Origin of the sequence: Synechococcus sp. CBW1108, assembly GCF_015840335.1 — a bacterium.
In the GTDB taxonomy this organism is placed as follows: Bacteria; Cyanobacteriota; Cyanobacteriia; order PCC-6307; family Cyanobiaceae; genus Cyanobium_A.
In genome coordinates this window covers 273,857-287,927 of sequence record NZ_CP060395.1, presented here as the reverse complement: position 1 = coordinate 287,927, position 14,071 = coordinate 273,857, and the positions used below count along the sequence as shown (strand labels likewise).

Genomic DNA, 14,071 nt, shown 5'->3' with positions numbered 1-14,071 from the left:
CTGGCCTAGCACCGGGATTGCTGGCGTTGGCAGACGTAATGGATCCGTTAATTGAGCGGCTTGCTGCCGAATCCTGCGAGTTTGACTCCACCGCCCGAGACCCTGAACGCAATTGCTGGATGGTTGTCCATCGCCATGTGCATGGGGTGCTCCCCAGCGAGTACGACATCCGCGAGGTTCCTGAAGATCTCTATCTGGCCGTTCTGGCTGCCAGGCGCGGCCGGGAGTGATTTAGGCGCTCCAGGCCAGGCACCAGCCCCATTAAAAAGCCCCGGCTGTTGCCGGGGCTTCGCTGATGCGGTGAAGCTGATCAGGCCCAGCCCTTGGCGGACATCTCTTCGACGTAGGCGGCCACATCGGCGATGTCACCTTCACTGAGCTTGCCACCGAAGGCAGGCATGGCGTTTTTGCCGTTGGTCACCTGATAGGCAATGGCGGATTCATGGTCGCTGGCGTAGTTGGCCAGGTAGGCCTCGAGGGCATCCTGCTTGAGGGTGCGCTCGGCATTCACCACGTTGCCGCCACCCATGTGACAAGCCGCGCAGTTGGCGGAGAAGATCTGGCCGCCGTGGGCCGCATCGGCGGCGAAGCTCGGGGAGGCACCCAGCACGAGCGCCAGGCAGAGGGCAATCAAAGAGAGGAGTCGGCGCATGGGAGGGCGCTTAAAGCATGGGCTACTTGTCAAAATTAAGTGGTGATGGGGCCTGTTGTGACCCCAGGCAATCAGGTTCGCAACATTTGCCACCCAGGGCCGGCTCAGGAGCCTGGCCGCCCCCGGTGGGGAAGCCGGGCCTGCTCAAATACCGCCGCCAGGCTGGCGGCATGGCTCACCAGGCCGAAGCGCTCCGGCGGACTCACCGGTTCGTGGACGAAATGGCGCTGGCGAATCGAGAAGCGATCCCAGGCGTTGACCTCGATGCGCAGCAGCTTGATCAGGGCCTCGATCAGAGCCCCCTGGAGATTGAGGCCCAGGGGCGGCCGCCAGCTGCGGCGCCAGCGGCACAGCTGGCTGACCGTGGCATCGACGCTGATGGCGGGCTGGCCCAGCACCAGGCGCCGCAACGCACCCTGACCCGGCTCCGGGTTGCTCTGGTGGGGCCTGGTGGCCAGATGACAGCACACCTGAGCGATGTCGGCGGCGTGGATGAAGTGGAAGCTGGCATCGGCCCGCAGCCATTTCGCCAGCCACAGCCAGCGACAGGCCTCGCTCAGCCCCGCCGTGAGATAGCTGGTGGGGAAGGGCCCCTTGCCATCCACCGCACCGCCGAACACCAGGGTGGGAAAGACCGCCACGATCCGCTCGGCCAGGGGGTGCTGCTCCAGCTGCTGCAGGCAAAGGGCCTTGGTTTGGATGTATTCGGTGCCCTCGCTGAGGGCCTCGGGCAGTAGCCCCAGCTGCCGGTTGAGTAGGGAAGCGGTTGAGAAATAGATCACCTGCTCAAGCCACTCCGGGCTGGTGAAGGCCAGCAGCTGCTTCACGGCCACCACATTCACCGCCATGGCCCGCTCCGGGTCGCCCCAGGCCGTGGCCGTGTGAATCACCCGGGTGGCGGTGGCGATCGCCCCGGCGTGGGGGGTGAGCTCCCGCAGGTCTGCCACCAGCAGGGTGATCCGGGGATCGTTGGCCGGAACGGCGGTGAGCTTGGCCGGATCGCGCAGCAGCAGCAGCAGCTCGGCGTCGGTGTCGCGGTAGAGCTGGGCGGCGATGTGCTGGCCGACGCAGCCCGATGCCCCGGTGATCAGGATCCGGGCTGGGGCGGCCTTCAAGCCAGGGCTCCGAGGCGCTCCATCACCGATTTACCTGCCTCAAAAAAGGCGCGGCCATTCTCTTCCGGGGTACCCGGCAGGATGCCGTGGCCGAGGTTGAGGATGTGCCTGCGGCCGCGGGCCTTGCGCACGGTGTCGTCGATGCGATCGCGGATGGCCTCTGGGGTGCCAAACAGCAAGCCGGGGTCCACGTTGCCCTGCACGCCCAGGTGCTCGGGGAGGCGGGCCAGGCCCTCAGCCATGTCCACGGTCCAGTCCAGCGAAATAATGTCTACGCCTGTGCGGGCCATGCGCTCAAGCACGCCGGCGCTGCCGGAGATGTAGAGGATAAAGGGGGTATCTGGATGGGTCTGCTTGACCAGATCCACCACCTTCTTCTGGTAGGGCGCCGCGAAGGTGTCGTAATCCATTGGGCTGAGCTGGCCGGCCCAGGAATCGAACATCTGCACCACCTGGGCGCCTGAATCGATCTGGAAGCGCAGGTAGGCGGCGATCGATTCGGCGAAGTGATCGAGCAGCTTGTGCAGCAGCACAGGCTCGCGGAAGGCCATGGCCTTGATCACCGCATAATTCTTGCTGCTCTTGCCCTCCACCACGTAGGCGGCCAGGGTCCATGGGGCGCCCACAAAACCCAGCACGGCGGCCTCGTTGCCCACCGCCTGGCGCAGGCGAGTAAGCACATCGCCGACAAAAGACATGGTCTCGGCCGGCTGCAACGGCCGCAGGGCCTCCACCTGGGCCAGGCTGCGGATGGGCTCCTGGATCAGGGGGCCCTGGCTCTCGACGATGTCGAAGTTGATCCCCATGCCCGGCAGCGGCGTCAGGATGTCGGAGAAGAGGATCACGCCGTCGGGTTGGAAGGCGTGGAAGGGCTGCATCGAGATCTCAAAGGAGAGATCGGGGTTCTCCGAGCGTTCGCGGAAGCCGGGGTGGCGGTCGCGCAGGTCGCGGTAGACCTTCATGTAACGGCCGGCCTGGCGCATCATCCACACCGGCGGCCGCTCGACCTGCTCACCTCGGGCGGCGCGCAGCAGCAGGGGGGCGGTTTCGGTCATGGCTGAAAGCGGCACGGAGCGCGAACCTACCCGAGCGAGATGACGCTGCGTTTTTCGTCGCGGCGGAATACCAACACGCTCAGGGGCGGCAGGCAGAGATCCAACGAGTGCTCGTAGCCGTGGATGCCCCACTCGTCGGTGAACTTGCCGCCCAGGTTGCCCAGGTTGCTGCCGCCATAGCGCTCGGCGTCGGTGTTGAACGCCTCTGTGTAGAAGCCTTCCAACGGCACGCCTACCCGGTAATGGGAATGGCTCTGGGGGGTGAAGTTGGCCACCACCACCAGCCAGGAGCCGGTGGCGCTTTCGCGGCGCATAAAGCTGATGATCGAGTGGCGGTTGTCGTTGCAATCGATCCACTGGAAGCCGAATTCGCTGAAGTCATCGCCCCAGAGGGCTCGCTCAGACTTGTAGAAGACGTTCAGGTCGTCCACCAGGCGCTGCAGGCCCTGATGGGCGTCGTATTCGAGCAGCTCCCACTGTAAATCACCCCAGACATTCCATTCGGCGCGCTGGCCAAATTCCATCCCCATGAAGATGGTCTTCTTGCCGGGGTGGGTCCACATGTAGGCCAGCAGGGCCCGCACGTTGGCGAATTTCTGCCAGTCGTCGCCCGGCATTTTGTGGAGCAGATTGCTCTTGCCGTGCACCACTTCGTCGTGGCTGAGCGCCAACATGAAGTTCTCGGTGAAGGCATACCAGATCGAGAATGTCACATTGTTCTGGTGGAACTGGCGGAACCAGGGATCCAGCTCGAAATAATCGAGCATGTCGTGCATCCAGCCCATGTTCCATTTGAGGTTGAAGCCCAGACCGCCGATGTTGGTGGGCTGGGTCACCATGGGCCAGGTGGTGGATTCCTCAGCGATCGAAAGGGCGCCCGGGAAGTGCTCAAACAGCACGTGGTTGGCCTGCTGGAGGAAACGCACCGCTTCGGTGTTTTCACGGCCACCGTGTTCGTTGGGCAGCCACTCACCATCGGGGCGCAGGTAGTCGCGATAGAGCATCGAGGCCACCGCATCGACGCGGATGCCATCGATGTGGAATTGCTCGAACCAATACACCAGGTTGGCCACCAGGAAGTTACGAACTTCATTGCGGCTGTAGTTGAAGATCAGGGTGCCCCATTCCTTATGCTCGCCGATCCGCGGGTCGGCGTGCTCGTAGAGGTGGGCCCCATCAAAGAAGGCCAGGCCGTGGGCGTCCTTGGGGAAGTGGCCCGGCACCCAGTCGAGGATCACGCCGATGCCTTCGCTGTGGCAACGGTCTACGAAGGCGCGGAATTCATCCGGGCTGCCGAAGCGGCTGGTGGGGGCATACCAGCCAGTCACCTGGTAGCCCCAGGAGCCATCGAAGGGATGCTCAGAGATCGGCATCAGCTCGATGTGGGTGAAGCCGCGGGCCTTGACGTAGGGGATCAACCGATCGGCGAGCTCCGGATAGGTGAGCAGGCGGGCGCCCGGCTTGAGATCGGCCGCGGGCACCGGCGGGCGGGGGGTGCCATCGGGTTCGATGTAGGGCTGGTCGGCGGCGGCGTGCATCCAGCTGCCCAGGTGCATCTCGTACACCGCCACGGGTTGATCGAGCGGATTGCGGCTGTCGCGCTCTTCCATCCAGCCGGCATCGCCCCAGCTGTAGCCGGCGAGGGTTTCCACGATCGAGCCGTTGTTGGGGCGCACCTCATGGCGGAAGCCGTAGGGGTCTGCCTTCTGATAGCAGTGGCCGTTCTGGGCGCGTACCTCGTATTTGTAGATCTCACCAGGCTTGAGCCCGGGGATGAACAGCTCCCAGCAGCCGCCCATCCGACTCTGCATCGGATGGTGCCGCCCATCCCAGCTGTTGAAGTTGCCGAGTACAGCCACGCTGCGGGCATTGGGTGCCCACAGGCAGAACTGCACGCCGCTGACGCCGTTCTGCTCCACCGCGTGGGCGCCCATTTTACGCCAGATGTGATGGTGATTCCCCTCGGCGAATAGCAGCCGATCAAGTTCACCCATCCACTCACCACGGAAAGACCAGGGATCGTGCTGGACATGTTCAATCCCGCCCCGCACCACCCGCACCTGGTAGCCCATGCCCGGATCGCTGCCCAGTTCGACCTCATGGATCCAGGGATGGTTGGGGGTCTGCATCGCCAGGGCCTGTCCGTCGACCAGCAGCTCGACGGTTTCGGCCTCAGGCATCCAGATCCTCACCACCCAGCCTGCGCTCTCCAGGGGCTGGGGGCCCAGCACGGCGAAGGGATAGTCGTGGCGGCATTCGGCCAACCGCTCGGCGTCCTGCACCATCCAATCAAGGCTGAGCACGGACATGAACAAGCAGCGAGCGATTCGGGAGCTTAAGCTGCCGGGGGCTCAGCGAACCGGCTGGGGGGTGATCGGGTCGCTGGGGAAGTCGACGCCAATAATCTGATTGTTGTTGTCGAGAATCACAAACAGGCTGTCGGTCAGTCGGTTGAATTCGGTAAAGACCAGAACCAGGTGTTGGTCACTGGAGCTGCCTTTCTCGACAGCCCGCTTGATGCGCACGAAGTCGCCGGTCTGGCGTTGCAGCTGCTGCCACCGGGATTGGAGGCTGGCGACGCTGATTTCCTTTTGCAACTCCAGACTCAAAAAGCCGCGGGCGGAGATGAAGTGGCCAGAGCTGAGGGCCGCCACAAACTTCCTGGCCACCAGGCTTGGGGCCTGATCGGTTAAGTCGATGTGATATCCGCTGATCTGACCGGCGCCATTCAGCACCAGGAACACATCCTGCTTGCCGGCGCTCGTGGTGAGGCTGGCCTCCACGGTGGTGGTGCGCAGGCCGCGCTGGATGCTGAGCAGGTTCCAGCTCAGCAGTTTGGGTTGGGTGCGAATGGTGGCAGCCACCATCGATGGGCTGCTGGCCGCCTTCAGTTCAGGGGAAAACTGGCTGTAGCGCAGGTTGGCATCCCTGCTCTGCACCGCCTTCAGGATCCGGTTCGCAGCCGCCCGGGCCTCCTCCACACTGAGGCCCGGCAGCTTGCTTTCAGCGGCCTGCTCCTGGGCCGCCAGCCCGGTGGCCGGAAGCTCTGGCCCAGCTCCCATGCAGATGGCGGTGGCCAGGGCTAGAAGAGCGAGGCTGGCTGGGTGGCGAGGGGAGCGCAGGTGGCGCATCAGCATCGGATACACAGTGGGAGAGGCTCAGTTTGCCCCAGGCTCTCCAATTGGCCCAAGGTCTCCATCAGCACCAGGATCTAGATCCAGCAGCGGCATCAGTTGCAGGCTCGACTGCTGGAGATCCAGCCTGAGGCTGATCACCCGGTGGCCGGGGCCGCTGGGCCCAGGGGGATCGTCGCCATGGCCAGGGTTGACGGCGATCTGGGGCCAGGCCGCCCCCGCCAGGGAGAGCCGCAGCCGCTGGCCGGCGGCCAGGGTTGCCAGCAGGGGCTGCAGTTGTAACTGCAACACCGAGCTTCGGCCGGGCTGCCGGTGGCAGCGGGCCATGCCGGTGCTGAGCTGGAGGACGCTGGCGTCGGTGCTGTCCAGCACCGAAAGGGCTGCGCAGAGGTCGAAGCTCGGCTGATCGGCCTCCACGGCAATGCTCAGCCGCGGCCGGCCCTCAAGCCGCAGCGGCCGGGGCAGGGGCGCGCTGGTGAAGCAGGCCACATCCCCACGTTGGTCGATGTCGCCCCGCTGGCAGGGTCCCGGGTCGAGCCCCAGGTGCCCCCCCCTGCCCGGAACTGGTCGCCAGGGATCGTGCACCAGGGTCACCTCGCCCCAGCTGGCCTGTGGTGAAACCAGCTGGCCCTCCTGGGAATCGATGGCAGCGAGTCCGCCGCTCGCCAAGCCCCAGACCGGCTGGATTGATGGTGCTGCCGGCGCTTGCCAGCGGTGGCTTCTGGCATCTTCCAGCAGGGCTGGGGCGCCCAGCTCAGGGGGGAGGGGCTGGCGCTGCAGATGGTGTTGGAAGAAGGCCAGTTGCAGGCGATCGATGCCCCCCTGCCAATTGGTATGGCTCCAGGCGCCGATCCGCAGGGTGGGCAGGCCGCCGGCGAGGCGGGATTGGGCCCAGAGGTCCAGGATCCCGCCCAGGTGGGGGTCCCACCAGCCTCCGATCAGCAGCATCGGTTGGCGCAGCAGGGTTGGGGGCGGCCGATGGCAGGGCCAGTTGCCGTTTGCAGGCTCCAGCAGCCAGCGCCTGGCCATGCCCTCGGGATCATGGCGCTCCAGCAGTTCCAGCCCCTCTTCCAGAAAGCTGCCCGTTTCCAGGCTGCGCCTGATCGCGCGCCAACCGCTGCCATCGCCCCGCCTCTGGCAGCGCTGGGCCGCCAGTTGCAGCCCCCAGCCCAGGCCCAGGGCCCACCAGTGGGCGCCCCCTGTCACGGCCCAGTCGCAGCACTCGTTCAGGCCGGTCATGGCCGGCGCCAGGCAATCGGGGATTGCCGTGGGGTCGTCGCTGAGCAGCTGGGTCAGGCCCTGGTAGGAAAAGCCGTAGCAGCCCACCTGGCCGTTGCTGCCCTCAAGCTGGCGGGCCCAGCGGATGCTGTCCGCCCCATCGGCGGCTTCCTGGGCAAATCCCCCGAACTCGCCGCCGGAGTCCCCCTTGCCCCGCACGTCCTGCACCACCACCTGGAAGCCGTGGGAGGCATACCAGCTGGGGTGGGCGTAGGTGATGGTGGAGGCGATTGCCCGCCAGTAGGGCTGGCGCATCAGCAGCACGGGCCAGGGGCCTGGTGCCTGCGGGCTCCAGATGCGACTGGCCAGGCTGGTGCCATCGCGACAGGTCATCCCTTGGTCTTGCCAGCGCACTTGGTCTTGCCAGCGCACCCCGTAGGGGCCAGGGGGCGGGGCCTTCACTCAGCGCACATCTGGGCAGTAGAGCCCGATCACATAAGTGGTGAGCACTTCGGCGTCCATGGGGCTGAGGTTTTCCTGTCGGGCAATTTGGGCGACGGCCTGCTGGGAGGTGGCTGAGAGCCCCTGGGCGTTGAGGTTGCGCAGCTGGGCGCAGAGGGCCTTGGCCCGGTCGGGGTTCTGCTTGACGGACTCCAGCAGTTGGGACTGGGCCTGGGCCCCAGGGGCAAACGGGCTGGCCGCCAAGACCAGCGCCGCCGCCACCCAGGCGAGCTGCCCGGCTCGGGGGCGGGATTTCACGATCAACAATCGGTTACTCCCATTTCAGTTTGCTGGGATGGGCGATTGCGAGGGGGCTGGATCAGTTTGTGGGGCGGCGCTGGGCCCGCTTGATCCAGCTACGCAGGGTCGGGAGGTCAAAGGTTGGGGCTGCCCTGCCGGTGAGGCTGCGCTGCAACCTGCCCATCTGCACCAGTAGCTGCTGGGGATCGGCCATTGCCAGGCCCTTGGGGCTGGCAATGCCGGCATAGAGCAGCAGGGCCGCTTCGGCGGGTTGCAGATCCACCTCCACCACCAGCCGGGCCTGGCCGCGCAGCTTGATCAGCCTGGCCTCACTGGCTCCGCCCCTGGCGCCGATGCGGCGCAGGTCTGCGTCTTCGAGCACTGCCATCTGGGCCCAACCCTCAATGCCACTTGCCTTTAACTGAACTTGCTCGCGCTCAAAGTGGGCCGGCAGCTGCCACATGGTCAGGGCTGGAGTTCCACTCTGCCAGTGGCCAGGCTGCGGCTGGCTTCCGCCAGCACGACTGGCTTGCTCAGCCCCGGCGCCACCGCTTCCACCCGTCGCAGCCGCACGTGCACCAGGCCTTCGGCGCTGTTGCGGCCACTGGTTCGCAGGTTCTCGGCCAGCTGCTGCACGCTGGGCCCTGCGGCGCCCTCGGGGAGATCGGCCGGGGCGGCCGCCACAAGCAGATCGCCGCCATTGTCATAGACAACCGGCACGGTCACAGCTCCCTCCAGGCTTACCCGCTGGGTGTAGCTCACCGAGAAGGCCAGGCAGGAGATTGCCAGCAGGGCTGTGAAGCTGGTGATGCCCACCAGGCGGAAGCGAACCCCCCAGCGGCCCAGGTAGCCGACCATGGTGGTGATGGCTAGCAGGCCGCTGGCGGCGCCCAGCCATTGGCCCGCTGTCAGCAGGATCGGTTCAGCGGCCATTGGGGCTGGTTCTTCGCGTCATGGCTTCTATATTGCGCCAGACACAGCAAGGGGCAGCCCAGGGCAATGGCGGTGTTGCCCCATAAGGATTCCGGCCCCCCCCAGTCGCCTCACCCCTTACCAAAGCTGGGCCGGATCGGGGCGGTCTTGGCCCTCAGCGGTGCCGGGCTGGCTTTGCTGTGCTGGGGGGGTGACCAGGCCCTGCGCCGGCTCTACCAGCATTGGCAGCCCCGGCTGGAGCAATCCCTGGGCAGGGTGCTGGGCCATCCCCTTGAGCTGGGCCCCTACCAGGGGCTGGCTTGGGCCGGGCTGCGGCTAGGACCCAGCCGGATTGGGGCAGGCCCCACCGATGCCTCCAGCGTGGCGGTGCGATCCGTGGCTGTGAGCCTCGATCCCCTAGCCAGCCTGCGCCTGCGCCTGCCTGTGTTGCACGTGACCCTGGCGGGGGTGCGGGCCGACCTGCGCCGCAATCGCCAGGGTCAGTACTGGGTGCCTGGGCGTCTGGCACCGGGTGTCTCCCCTCCCCGTCTGGATCTGCGCCTGCGCCTGGCCGATCCTGCCCTGGTGACGCTGGCGCAGGGGGGGCAGAGCTTTCGCCTCGCCGCCCGGCTTGGCCTGAGGCCCCATCGCCGCAGCCTGGAGATCGATGGTCGGCTGCGGCCCGCCCGCGGCGGCGGCCAGATGGCCCTGCGGCTGGAGGGCAATTGGCAGGAGAGGCGCTGGCAGGCCAACCTGCGCAGCCAGGCCTTTCCGCTGGCGGCCCTGCAGGGGCCCTTGCCTGTTCCAGGCCAGCTCTTCGGTCGCCTCGATGGTCGGGTTGGCCTGAGCTGGCGCGGTGCCCAGCGCTCCTGTCAGGGCCAGCTGCAGTTAGGTCAGATCCAGTGGCGCCCCGGCCCGGGGGGCACCCGGCTGGAGCTGGCTGCGGCGCCGCTGCGCTGCCAGGGGCAACGGTTGGATCTGGCTCGCAGCAACTGGCGCTGGGTTGGGCCGGGCGTCCTCAGGCTCCAGGGCACGGTCGAGGCAACTGGCCTGGTGGAGCCCGGTGGTCTGGCCCTGACTCAGCTGGAGCTGCGCCGTGGCGCCTCCTGGGTGCGATTGGGCGGCCACCTCAATCAACGACTGGACCTCCGCGGCCGCTGGCGCCTCAGCCCCCGCGATCTGCCGCTCCAGGCCGGCCGGCCCGCCTGGCTGCTCGACCAGCTGCTGGGCGGCAGCGTGGAGGCCAGGGGCCCCTGGCGCCAGCCCGAGCTCCAGGCCCGTTTCGGCCAGTCTGAAAACCCCCTTTTGGGTCCCTGGAGCGCCAGCCTCGACTGGCGCCAGGGTCGCCTCGCCCTGCAGCAATTCAGCAATGCCTATCTAAGGGCCCGAGGCGTTTTGCCCCTGGCCCTGCGCCAGGGGAAGGGGCTGGTGCCAGGCCCCCTGGATCTGCAGCTGGACCTGCGGCGCTACCCGCTTTCCCGCCTGGGTCTGCTGGTGGGCAGTCCGCTGCAGGGGGTGTTGGGGGCCTCAGGCCGGGTTCGCGGACCCCTTAGCGCCCTCACACCCGACCTGGATCTCCAGATCGACCAGCCCGGAGCAGGGCCGATCAGTTTGCGGGAAACCTGGCAGGGCCAATGGTTCGGCGATCGGGCCGGCGGCGGCAGGCTGGCCATGGAGGCCCTTGCCCCCGCCCCGAACGGCGAGTTGGTGGCCCGCTTCGATACCCGTTGGGTGCCCCGTCAGGTGCGCCTCGAGCGAGATGGCGGCTGGCTGGAGCTCGTCGGCCGGCCCCGGGGCTATCGCTGGCAGGCCAGCGGCCTGTCCCTGGAGGGCCTGCAGTTGGCCCTCGGTCCCAGGGGCCGCCGCCAACCCTTGCAGGGGCAGCTCAGCGGCCAGGGCCAGCTTGAGTTGCAGCCCCTGGCCTTCAGTGGCGATGTGAGCCTGGATCGACCGGTTTTTCTTGGCGTCTGGGGGAAGACGGCCCAGGCCACCTTCCACTACAGGAACCGCCGCTATCAGGCCCAGGCAGCCCTTTCGCCCCTGGCGGGAGGACAGCTGGAGCTCGATTGGTCGGGACTCTGGAACGGGCCGTTCAGGTCCAGGCTTGAAGGCCGCCAGTTATCGACAATTTTCTTACAGCAGCTGGGCCGTGCCTGGCCCCAGTGGCGGGGCGAGGGGCCGCCAAGGGTCGGCAGCGCCAGTGATATCGGCACCCTGCTGATCGATATCTTCGGCGGCACCCTGGACGACCACCTGCAGGCCCTGAACCTGGCCCGCCAACGGCTGGCGGTAGATCGGGCCGAGCGGGAGCGGCTGCGCACCCCCCTGGAAAAGCTGCAGCGCTTGGCCGGCAGTGTCGATGTGGATCTGGATCTTGAGGGCCCCACCCTGCTGGCGGCCCGCGCCGACCTCGATGCCCGCGCCCATCTCTGGTCAGTCGGCACGGATCGGGACCAGGCCCTCACCCAGCAGCCCCTGCAGGCCCGTTTCCAGGGCCCCCTGCGCCAGGGCACAGGCAGCTTCAGCCTGGCCAACCTGCCCCTGGAGCTGTTGGCCTTGCTGACGCCTATGCCCGCTGGCCTCGGCGGCTTGGCCTCCGCCCGGGGGAGCTACAGCCTCGGCGGCTCCAGGCCCGAGCTCAGCCTTAACCTGGCTCTGAAGGACGCCAGGCTGCAGCAAACTCCCCTCGATTTGGAGCGGGGCCTGATCGAGCTCCAGCAGGGACGGCTGCTGGTTAACCTCTCCCTGCGGGCGGCCGGGGCTGCCAGCAGTGTGGATCTGGCCGGCACCGTGCCCCTCGATCCGAGCCAGGAGGGCGTCGAGCTGAGGCTGGCCAGTCGGAATGATGGCCTGCGCTTCCTCACCGGGCTGGCCCAACCTGCCCTGGAGTGGAAAGAGGGCAGCGGCGACCTGCAGCTGCTGGTGCGCGGCAGTGTGGCCGAGCCCATTGCCAACGGTTTCCTGCGCCTGCGTGGCGGCCAGCTGCAGTTCATCGGCCAGCGGTTGCAGGAGGTTGAGGCGATCGTGCTGTTCGACTTCGAGCAGCTACTGCTGCAGGAGTTCAGCGCCAGGGTGGGGGAGAAGGGCTCGGTGCGGGGCAGCGGTTCGCTGGGCCTGCTGCGGCCCGGCAAGACGGCCGATGGTCAGGAAGCCAGCCTGGCCGTGGAGCTGGCCGCGGTTCCCTTCGCCATGCCGCGGATCCGGGCCGTGGCCGCAGGCCAGCTGCGCATCGGCGGCAGCCTCAACGCCATGGATATTGGCGGGGAGCTCTCGATTGCCCGGGGCAATATCAACGTGCAGCCCGGCCGCCTGGCCAGTGAGAAGGCGCCTGGGGTGAGCGTGGCCAGCGTGCCGGAGTTGATCGAATCCAGCTGGAACTTCCAGCAACCGCTGGTGCTGCTCGGGCCGGAGGTGGAGGGTGATGCCAGTGGGCTTCTGCGTGCCAGTGTCCCCAACGTCAGGTTTGTGGGCTTTGACAACCTGCGGCTCAGCCTGGGCCCAGACCTCACCGTGGGGGTGCCCAACCTGGCCAGTTTCAACAGCAGCGGCCTGTTGCGGATAGATGGGCGGCTCGACCCCAGCCTGCGACTCCAGGGCGTGGTGCGCCTGCTGCGGGGGCGCCTCAACCTTTTCACCTCCACCTTTGGCCTGGACCCGGATTCCCCCAACGTGGCCGTGTTCACCCCCTCCATGGGCCTGATCCCGTATCTCGACATCTCCTTGCGCACCAGGGTTCCCGACAGCCTGCCGGTGGCCAGTGGGATTGGGCCGGCCGACAACCTGTCGCTGCAGAACTATCAGGCCGAGGGAGCAACCAACAGCCTCGACCAGCTGAATCTGGTGCGGGTCTACCTCAGTGTCAGCGGCCCGGCGGATCGTCTCGCCGACAACCTGGTGCTGCGCAGTTCGCCCCCCCTTTCGCAGGACCGGCTCCTGGCCCTGATCGGTGGCAACACCCTGGTCGGGCTGGCCGGTGGAGGCGGCACCGCCGTGCTGGCCACCGCCCTGGGCCAGACCCTGCTTTCGCCCTTGCTGGGCAGTTTCAGCGATGTGTTTGGGCAGCGGCTGAGCTTCGCCCTCTATCCCACCTACGTGAACCAGGCGGTCAACAGCGGCGCCGAGCGGCGCTCCGGGCGGGTGCCGCCCCAGCTGGTGCTGGGGGCCGAGATCGGCCTGGACATAGACGAGCGCTTTAATGCCTCGGTGCTGGCTGCCCCGAACCGCTCCGACGTGCCACCCCAACTCAACCTCAACTACAGGGCCTCCGAGCTGCTCAACCTGCAGGGATCGGTGGACAGCCAGGGGGCCTGGCAGAGCCAGCTGCAGCTCTTCTTCCGCTTCTGATGAACCAGCTGATCGGCGTGGACCTGGGCGGCAGCGCCCTTAAGCTGGGGCGCTTCAGCCTGGCCGGAGAGTTGCTCGCCGGCCTTGAGGTGCCTACGCCCCAGCCGTCTTTGCCAGGGGCCGTGACCACGGCGATTGTGGAGGCGGTGCAGCAGCTTGACCCCGAGCACCTGGCCGATCGGGTGGGGGTAGGCCATCCCGGCCCCAGCGATGGGGCGGGCCGGGTGGCGCGGATCGCCATCAACCTGCCGGGCTGGCGGGAGGTGCCGCTGGCCGACTGGCTCGAACCCCTGCTGGCTCGCCGCGTCACCCTGGCCAACGATGCCAACTGCGCCCTGCTTGGCGAGCACTGGCTGGGGGCGGCCCGCGACAGGCGCGATGTGTTACTTCTCACCCTCGGCACCGGGGTGGGCGGGGCGGTGCTGATCGACGGCCGGCTGTTCACGGGTCGCCACGGTGCGGCGGCCGAGCCCGGGCTGATCGGCATCGATCCCGAGGGCCCGCCCTGCAACAGCGGCAACAGCGGCTCGATTGAGTCTTATTGCAGCCGCCGCGGTCTGGCCCGCCTCTCTGGGCTGGATCCGGCCGAACTCTGCCGGCGGGCCGATGGCGGCGACGCCGAGGCCCTGGAGGTGTGGCGGGCCTATGGCCGCCTGCTCGGCATCGGTGTCAGCTCCCTGCTCTATGTGTTCACCCCGGAGCTGGTGTTAATCGGCGGCGGGATCAGCGCTGCCAGCGCCCACTTCCTGCCGGCGCTGTGGGGCGAGGTGGAGCAGCGGGTGCAGCCGGTCAGCCGGGAGGGGTTGGCGATCCGGCCCTGCAGCCTGGGCAACGGAGCTGGGCGGCTCGGGGCGGCGCGCCTGGCCCTCGAGCGGCTGGCCTCCAGCTTGGGATGATGGG

Annotated in this window: 11 protein-coding genes; 2 read left to right on the top strand and 9 right to left on the bottom strand. The window is 67.4% G+C overall.

The features are described 5' to 3' along the window. Nucleotides 1–310: 310 nt before the first annotated feature. The 9 genes from H8F27_RS01485 to H8F27_RS01445 all read right to left on the bottom strand — a co-directional run bounded on the left by H8F27_RS01485 (nt 311) and on the right by H8F27_RS01445 (nt 8,848). Nucleotides 311–652: a c-type cytochrome gene (locus H8F27_RS01485; RefSeq protein WP_197150651.1), complete on the bottom strand. Its 342-nt coding sequence runs from the start codon at nt 650–652 to the stop codon at nt 311–313. Nucleotides 653–756: 104 nt separating this feature from the next. After that, nucleotides 757–1,767 carry an NAD(P)-dependent oxidoreductase gene (locus H8F27_RS01480; protein ID WP_197150649.1) on the bottom strand — a complete coding sequence of 337 codons (1,011 nt, stop codon included), beginning with the start codon at nt 1,765–1,767 and terminating at the stop codon, nt 757–759. Next, the gene (gene hemE / locus H8F27_RS01475; RefSeq protein ID WP_197150647.1) at nt 1,764–2,822 is read right to left on the bottom strand and encodes a uroporphyrinogen decarboxylase; all 1,059 of its coding nucleotides are present in this window, start codon (nt 2,820–2,822) and stop codon (nt 1,764–1,766) included. Before hemE ends, H8F27_RS01480 begins: the two co-directional genes overlap by 4 nt. 26 nt (nt 2,823–2,848) lie before the next feature. After that, nucleotides 2,849–5,131, bottom strand: coding sequence for a 1,4-alpha-glucan branching protein GlgB (glgB, locus tag H8F27_RS01470; RefSeq protein WP_197150646.1), 2,283 nt, complete (start codon nt 5,129–5,131; stop codon nt 2,849–2,851). A 42-nt stretch (nt 5,132–5,173) separates the two neighbouring features. Next, nucleotides 5,174–5,959 carry a DUF3887 domain-containing protein gene (locus H8F27_RS01465; RefSeq protein ID WP_197150644.1) on the bottom strand — a complete coding sequence of 262 codons (786 nt, stop codon included), beginning with the start codon at nt 5,957–5,959 and terminating at the stop codon, nt 5,174–5,176. 21 nt (nt 5,960–5,980) lie between these two features. Further along, a complete protein-coding gene (locus H8F27_RS01460; RefSeq protein ID WP_370594454.1) occupies nt 5,981–7,636 on the bottom strand; it encodes a CocE/NonD family hydrolase in 1,656 nt (551 codons plus the stop codon). Further along, nucleotides 7,637–7,933 carry a hypothetical protein gene (locus tag H8F27_RS01455; protein WP_231596443.1) on the bottom strand — a complete coding sequence of 99 codons (297 nt, stop codon included), beginning with the start codon at nt 7,931–7,933 and terminating at the stop codon, nt 7,637–7,639. A 61-nt stretch (nt 7,934–7,994) separates the two neighbouring features. Next, entirely contained in the window at nt 7,995–8,378 is a 384-nt protein-coding gene (locus tag H8F27_RS01450; protein WP_197150642.1) for a DUF4332 domain-containing protein, read from the bottom strand. 2 nt (nt 8,379–8,380) lie between these two features. Next, the gene (locus H8F27_RS01445; RefSeq protein WP_197150639.1) at nt 8,381–8,848 is read right to left on the bottom strand and encodes a Ycf51 family protein; all 468 of its coding nucleotides are present in this window, start codon (nt 8,846–8,848) and stop codon (nt 8,381–8,383) included. Between the two features lie 66 nt (nt 8,849–8,914). Between H8F27_RS01445 and H8F27_RS01440 the strand changes: the two genes are divergently transcribed. Together H8F27_RS01440 and H8F27_RS01435 are read left to right on the top strand one after the other, a co-directional pair. Continuing rightward, nucleotides 8,915–13,171, top strand: coding sequence for a translocation/assembly module TamB domain-containing protein (locus H8F27_RS01440; protein ID WP_197150637.1), 4,257 nt, complete (start codon nt 8,915–8,917; stop codon nt 13,169–13,171). Next, the gene (locus H8F27_RS01435) at nt 13,171–14,067 is read left to right on the top strand and encodes an ROK family protein (RefSeq protein ID WP_197150625.1); all 897 of its coding nucleotides are present in this window, start codon (nt 13,171–13,173) and stop codon (nt 14,065–14,067) included. Before H8F27_RS01440 ends, H8F27_RS01435 begins: the two co-directional genes overlap by 1 nt. Nucleotides 14,068–14,071 lie beyond the last annotated feature (4 nt).

Coding starts and splice junctions, on each gene's coding strand:
- hemE (WP_197150647.1), bottom strand. CDS start 2,822: ATGACCGAAACCGCCCCCCTGCTGCTGCGCGCCGCCCGAGGTGAGCAG.
- H8F27_RS01445 (WP_197150639.1), bottom strand. CDS start 8,848: ATGGCCGCTGAACCGATCCTGCTGACAGCGGGCCAATGGCTGGGCGCC.
- H8F27_RS01465 (WP_197150644.1), bottom strand. CDS start 5,959: ATGCTGATGCGCCACCTGCGCTCCCCTCGCCACCCAGCCAGCCTCGCT.
- H8F27_RS01440 (WP_197150637.1), top strand. CDS start 8,915: ATGGCGGTGTTGCCCCATAAGGATTCCGGCCCCCCCCAGTCGCCTCAC.
- H8F27_RS01485 (WP_197150651.1), bottom strand. CDS start 652: ATGCGCCGACTCCTCTCTTTGATTGCCCTCTGCCTGGCGCTCGTGCTG.
- glgB (WP_197150646.1), bottom strand. CDS start 5,131: ATGTCCGTGCTCAGCCTTGATTGGATGGTGCAGGACGCCGAGCGGTTG.
- H8F27_RS01450 (WP_197150642.1), bottom strand. CDS start 8,378: ATGTGGCAGCTGCCGGCCCACTTTGAGCGCGAGCAAGTTCAGTTAAAG.
- H8F27_RS01435 (WP_197150625.1), top strand. CDS start 13,171: ATGAACCAGCTGATCGGCGTGGACCTGGGCGGCAGCGCCCTTAAGCTG.